This window comes from Arthrobacter sp. ZGTC412, assembly GCF_002929215.1.
In the GTDB taxonomy this organism is placed as follows: Bacteria; Actinomycetota; Actinomycetes; order Actinomycetales; family Micrococcaceae; genus Arthrobacter.
Window position 1 is genome coordinate 1 of the sequence record NZ_PJII01000038.1, and the last position, 5,720, is coordinate 5,720.

General features: G+C 62.8%; 7 protein-coding genes. 3 read left to right on the plus strand and 4 right to left on the minus strand.

The window, feature by feature from the left end:
• Positions 1-31 precede the first annotated feature (31 nt).
• Genes CXQ88_RS21165 through CXQ88_RS21175 form a run of 3 tightly spaced genes read left to right on the plus strand, consistent with a single transcriptional unit; the run spans position 32 to position 2,359 of the window.
• Positions 32-715: a hypothetical protein gene (locus CXQ88_RS21165; RefSeq protein WP_146069265.1), complete on the plus strand. Its 684-nt coding sequence runs from the start codon at positions 32-34 to the stop codon at positions 713-715.
• On the plus strand, positions 712-1,986 hold the full coding sequence (otnK, locus tag CXQ88_RS21170; RefSeq protein WP_104046128.1) for a 3-oxo-tetronate kinase: 1,275 nt from the start codon (positions 712-714) through the stop codon (positions 1,984-1,986). Before CXQ88_RS21165 ends, otnK (CXQ88_RS21170) begins: the two co-directional genes overlap by 4 nt.
• 58 nt (positions 1,987-2,044) lie before the next feature.
• Positions 2,045-2,359, plus strand: coding sequence for a putative quinol monooxygenase (locus CXQ88_RS21175; protein ID WP_104046129.1), 315 nt, complete (start codon positions 2,045-2,047; stop codon positions 2,357-2,359).
• Here the strand turns inward: CXQ88_RS21175 and CXQ88_RS21665 are convergent.
• From CXQ88_RS21665 to otnK (CXQ88_RS21190), 4 genes are all read right to left on the minus strand, one after another.
• Complete coding sequence (locus tag CXQ88_RS21665) at positions 2,334-2,753, minus strand: hypothetical protein (RefSeq protein WP_146069266.1); 420 nt, start codon at positions 2,751-2,753, stop codon at positions 2,334-2,336. The genes CXQ88_RS21175 and CXQ88_RS21665 overlap by 26 nt on opposite strands.
• 49 nt (positions 2,754-2,802) lie before the next feature.
• A complete protein-coding gene (gene otnC / locus CXQ88_RS21180; RefSeq protein WP_104046130.1) occupies positions 2,803-3,429 on the minus strand; it encodes a 3-oxo-tetronate 4-phosphate decarboxylase in 627 nt (208 codons plus the stop codon).
• Entirely contained in the window at positions 3,426-4,142 is a 717-nt protein-coding gene (locus CXQ88_RS21185; protein ID WP_104046131.1) for an aspartate/glutamate racemase family protein, read from the minus strand. Before CXQ88_RS21185 ends, otnC begins: the two co-directional genes overlap by 4 nt.
• Before the next feature lie 180 nt (positions 4,143-4,322).
• Entirely contained in the window at positions 4,323-5,606 is a 1,284-nt protein-coding gene (gene otnK / locus CXQ88_RS21190; RefSeq protein ID WP_104046132.1) for a 3-oxo-tetronate kinase, read from the minus strand.
• Positions 5,607-5,720: the final 114 nt, after the last annotated feature.

A 5,720-nucleotide genomic window follows, 5' to 3' on the forward strand; every position in this document is an offset into this window, starting at 1 on the left:
CCAACATTCATATTGGATCAGGAGAACGAGCATGTCCCCCGGACAGCACCGGCCATTGGTTGCCCTCATCAGCGCCAATCCGGTCGTGATCGCGCCCGCTAAGACCGCCTTCGAAGAGGAATTTCCAGAAGCCAGGCTCTGGAACATTCTCGATGACCGTTTGCAGGACGACGCCGATCACCGCGGCGTCACCGGATCCCTGGCCCAGCGCCTGCACCGCCTCATTGAGCACGCGGTGCTTGAAGGAGCCGAGGCGATCCTCCTCACCTGTCCCGTCTATACAACCGCTTTGCGCTCCTATACCGACCGGTGCCCGGTACCGCTGCTCGATCCGGACGAAACCGCACTGCAGAATGTTTTTAATGCAGCACCGGGCACGGTCCTAGTCCTCGCCAGCGCCCGGCAACCCCTGACCGTGGCCGTCAACAGGCTCATCAACGAAACCGCCGAACGCGGTGTGCCGATCGAAATCAGGGGTGCCGTCGTCAAGGACGCCCAAGCGCCTGCCGTCAACGGTGACACTGATGGCCTCAGCAAAGCCCTTCTCACTGCCGTCCAAAAACAACCGGTGGCACCGGAAGCCATCCTGCTCGCCCAATATTCGCTCGGACCTGCTACCAACGTGTTGGAAGCAGCCACTGGCATACCCGTCTATTCAGGGCCGTTGAACTCAGCCGCCGCCCTGCGCCGCACCATTTTTGGAGGTCCCCAATGATCGGGGTAATTGCCGATGACTTCACCGGCGGCACTGATGTCGCCGTCGCTTTCCGCCGAAAGGGCCTGCGCGTCCTCATCCAGTTCGGCGTACCGAACGCCGTGACCGTGACCAACAACGTAGACGTCGTCGTCGTCGCCCTCAAGACACGAACCGTGCCGGTTCAGGACGCGGTAGAGCAGTCCCTGACAACTGCACGCAAGCTGCTGGCCGCGGGAGCGCAGCAACTGTTCTTCAAATTCTGCTCCACCTTCGACTCAACTCGCGCAGGAAACATAGGCCCTGTCAACGACGCGCTTGCCGCCTTGACCGGCAGCAAACTCGCGGTGGTGGTTCCCAGCTCCCCCGAGCACGGGCGGACGCAGTACAACGGACACCTGTTCGTCCACAGCCAGCTCCTGGCTGACTCGCCCATGCGCCACCACCCTCTGACGCCAATGGCCGACTCCCGTGTACCGGAACTCTTGCGCATCCAGACGGCAGGCAAAGTTTCCCTGGTCCCCTTGCCCGACGTGCAGAGCGGCACCAAGACGCTGGCCGCGGCTCTCGAACGCCTTCAGGAATCCGGGACAGCCTATGCGGTGGTGGACGCTGTCAGCTCCTCAGACCTCGCCACCATCGGCCGCGCCGTGGTGGACCACTCCTTTGTATCCGGGGCAGCAGGGCTGGCAGGCGGACTGGCAACGGCAGTCGCCGAACGCAACGCACTCGCCAAAAAACCCTCATCGCTCAATGAGTCCGAGCCAGAAGGCCCGGCAGTGGCCTTGGCAGGATCATGCTCAGCGCGGACCCTGGAGCAGATCGGCGCCATGCAGTCCGAAGGACACCCTTCCTACCAGCTTGATGCTGTCGCGGTCCCCAACCCTGTCCTCCTGGCCGAGGCGGCACTGGCCTGGTACGACCACCAGCAGGACAGTACGCCGCCGCTCATCTACTCCTCACTGCCACCGGAAAAGCTCCGCGAATCCCAGCAGATGCTCGGAGTTTCGGTCTCGGCAAGCATTCTCGAGGCGGCGATGGGCCTCATCGCCCGAGGGCTGGTCGCAAGGGGTGTGCGCAAAGTCGTTGTCGCCGGCGGTGAGACGTCCGGGTCGGTCGTGACTGCCTTAGAGGTAGAAGGCGGAATAATCGGGTCGGAGGCAGCCCCTGGAGTGCCATGGATCCACACGTCCAACGGCATCCCCATTACGCTGCTTCTGAAGTCCGGCAATTTTGGTGACGTCGACTTCCTTGTCCGGGCCGTCCGTCCTCCGGTGGCCGCCGGACTGTAGCCGGCCGTGCAAACCTGCCCGGCCGGAAACAGACGAGCCGCAGTAAAGGGGAGAGCACATGTTCAGTTTGTGGGTCACGCTGGAGATCAAGCCCGAGGGGCGCGGAGAGTTCCTCGAAGCCATCACCCGGAACGCCGCCCGTTCGGTCAGTAACGAGCCCGGATGCCACCGCTTCGACGTCATAGAGCTCGGCGAGGGCACCAACCACTTTGCCTTCTACGAGGTTTACCGGGACCAGGCCGCATTCGAACAGGAGCACCTCACAGCTGCCCATTTCCTGGAGTACAGGGAAGTAGCGTCCCGCGTCGTTGTCACCGGCAGCCAGCGGGACATTGGCGGACCCCTCCTCAAGTCTTTTGACCAAGCAGGGTAGATTCACCCGCAGACAGGTTAAGAAGCAGCAGGAACAACGGGGAGAGCGCCAGCAGCTGCACGATAAGCACCGGCGCCACGGGCGTGGCATTGCCCACGGCATACACAGCGACCGGAATGCCGATGTGACTGCCGTTGGCGTTGACATAAGAGCTTGCCATTGCATCGACCACAATTTCGGCACCCTGCGGCGAGACCAACGACGGCTGAGAAGCCAATTGAGCAGACGCGTCAGAATGGCCGCGGCGAACGCCGCCGGCACCAAGGCCGAGAAAATCGTCTGCAGCTCTGCCTTCGCCAGGTAAACAGCAACGCCGGGTTGGTGATGAAAAATCCGCGTGCAAAATAGCCGACGAGGATAGTCGTGCCGACGAGGGCAACCCCTGCGGATACACCGCTCATCCAGGTCCCTGCCCGGGCCGGTGAGTCGGCCCGGGCACCGAGTCACCTCCCCGCGACAGCGGCAGCCTGCTCCGGTGTCAGTGGCCTGGTGTTGTGGCCGTGTAGCAAGAGATGCACTTTGGCTGTTTCCTCGAGTTCTTCCAGTGCATCCATGGCGGTGGCCACGTCCTTGCCGGCGACAACAGGGCCATGGTTGCTGAGCAGCATGGCCAAGTGGCTCCGGGCTGTAACTTCCGCCAGTCCTTCCAGGGCAGGGTCTCCGGGTGCGTGGTAAGGCAGCAGCGGCAACGTGCCCACGCGCATGGCAAAGTAGGCCGTGAGGGGCGGAATGACGCTCCCAGTGGAACTGTGGTCCAAACAGGACAGGGCTGCTGAGTAGGTTGAGTGTGTATGGACGACGGCACTATCCTGCGGCCGTGCCCGCAGGACCGCTGCGTGCAGGAACGCTTCTTTGGAAGGTTTGCTGCCCCCGATATGTTTTCCGTTGGCGTCAATGAGGGAGAGCTCATCGGGGGTGACGGTTCCGAGAGAGCTTCCTGTGGGAGTGACGAGGATCGAGTCTTGCCAGCGCACGCTGATGTTCCCGGTCCGTCCGTGTGTCAGACCGCGGTTGAATATCGATCGTGCGGCGTCGACAACGGACTCCCGGACTTTACGTTCGCTGCTCATACATTTGCTTTCGGTTCGGTTACTAATGGTGTGGATTTCTGGAGCAACAGGGACCGCAGCGTGGCTGCCGCCAACTTAGGTCCTGCCAGTACGGGTTTGCCAATCAGCTTGGACAGAGCATCTGCAACCGGCGAGAGTGAGTACTGGGCAAGCAGGACAGCGTCGTATCCCGTCCCTTGCGCTTGGCAGGCCCCGTGTAGCGCGTCTGTCAGGAGAGCCTGATCCCCTGCTGTGGCCGCGGCGACCGCGCCGTCAGCAACAGTGCCTGCCACGAGTACCCTCCGTCCAGCGCCCTGCGCCGCGTGGGTAAAGCGTTCCACGGCATCGTCGAGAGGACCTTTCGCGGAAGCAAGGATCAGGATCCGGTCATACGGGCCTTCCAGGGCGGCCTGGAATGCTGAGGCGTCGGGTGCGTACAACGGGATCGAAATTTGTCCTGCCAGCTTCTCTGCCACTGGACCATACATCGAGCAGGTCAGGAGGATGCCGTCCGCGCCTTCTGCTTCAGCGTGTCGGATCAGTCGGGTCATCCGTTCGGCCAGTGCATCGGTGACGCCGCCTTGTTCGGTGGCGTCGGCGAGGAGCCGGTCATCGAGGAGGTTCCACAGAGTGGCTTCGGGAAAAATCTCGCGGAAAGCCCCTGTCGCCGGTGGTATGGCGACAGGGGTGGCACTGATCAGCGAGATCAGCGGGGCATGGTGGTGCGCGGTCACGGGGTGATGCTCCTAATCTGAGGTTTGCCAGCCATGGGCCAGGGGCAGGATGAGCATGAAAGTTCCGAGGGCGGGAGCGACCCAGTATGTGAGCGGCCCCAAGGGCAGGATCTCGAAGACTTCCAGCCGCTGCCGCAGCCTTCGCGCTGCACGCTGGTCCGGGAGCCGACGTAGGCTACTTCAGTGTCCGGCAAGGCTTGTCTCCTCAGCATGGGCTCCGGAGCGCACCGCTTGGACAAGCAGCTCAGGGCTTCCGAAGTTGCCCGATTTGAGAAGCAGGGCGACAGGGGCGGGACCGATCGTATAAATCCACGGTACGCCGGGGGCGATCTCAGTTCCGATGGTGCCACCGTGAATGTCCAGGGCAGCCACCACCGCCCCGGATGTCTCACCCCCAGCGGTGACAAGACGCCGAACACCGCGGTCAACCAGTCCGCAGGCAATCAAGCCCGTGGCTCCCTCCAGGATCTGGGCCGAGCGTTCGGTGCCCAGAATTGCCTGGGTACGGCGCAGCTGATCCGGTTCCTGAGTGGAGTAAATGAGCGGACAGGCATCTGCCGGCAGCGACGTGAACCAGGCCAGCGCCGACGCAGCGAGCTCCCCGGCATCGGGCGTTCTGACGGCATCCAAGAAGAAGGAGGGTTCTCGATCGCGCATGTAAGCGACCTGTTCCCGGGTCCGGGCCGAACAACTGCCGGCCAAAGCAACTGACCGGCAGGCACCGATCGGGTCAGCACCATGGCTTTGGGGGGTTTTCGTCGTTCCGGTCAGGGCATGGCCAAGTCCACCCGCCAGTCCGGCAGCACCGGTCACCAACACGTCATCCCGGCAAGCGTCTCCGATGGTCTGAAGGTCGGTTGTGGAGATCGCATCGACAACGGCATAGCGGATACCGGAGGCGGCAAGGTCATCGAGACGCTCCCGGACTGCCCGGGCTCCAGCATCTACCGTTGCCAGGCTGACGAGTTCAATGCGCCGCTCAGTCTGCGCCGACAGCAGTCGGACGACGTTCGAATCCCTCATGGGCGTAAGCGGGTGGTGACTCATTGGTGATTCAGCGAGGGGCTGGTCTGCGACGAAAAGGTTTCCCATGTACTGGGTCCGCCGATGCTCGGGCGAAGACGGGGCCACCACGGTCAGTGCCGCGCCCTGCAGGTCCGCCAGGGCGTCGGCAACCTGCCCGATGTTTCCTTCGGGTTTGGAGTCGAAGGTGGAGCAGTACTTGAAGTACAGCTGGCTGGCACCGTGTTCCTGCAGCCAGGAGGCGGCGCGCAGGGATTCGGCGACGGCGTCCTCGGCCGGGAGGGTCCTTGTTTTCAGCGCAATGACCACAGCGTCATGGTACGGCAGGACCGTAGTCTCATCGGGCTGGCCGAAAAGGATGACGGTGGCCATTCCGGTCCGGCGGAAGGCGACGGCAACGTCGGTTCCACCGGTCACATCATCGGCGATGACACCTATCACTGTTCTTCCTACCGTTCGTTGGTTCCTGGTGGGAGCGGGTCCTGATCCAGGAAGGGGGCATTAAAAGGGCGTGCTTATATGCCCGGACGTCTCAAGCTTTTGCGCCCACACCGA

Bases quoted from the DNA above. Each gene is read 5' to 3' on its own strand.
- CXQ88_RS21165 (WP_146069265.1), top strand. From the start codon at position 32: ATGTCCCCCGGACAGCACCGGCCATTGGTTGCCCTCATCAGCGCCAAT.
- otnK (WP_104046128.1), top strand. From the start codon at position 712: ATGATCGGGGTAATTGCCGATGACTTCACCGGCGGCACTGATGTCGCC.
- CXQ88_RS21175 (WP_104046129.1), top strand. From the start codon at position 2,045: ATGTTCAGTTTGTGGGTCACGCTGGAGATCAAGCCCGAGGGGCGCGGA.
- otnC (WP_104046130.1), bottom strand. From the start codon at position 3,429: ATGAGCAGCGAACGTAAAGTCCGGGAGTCCGTTGTCGACGCCGCACGA.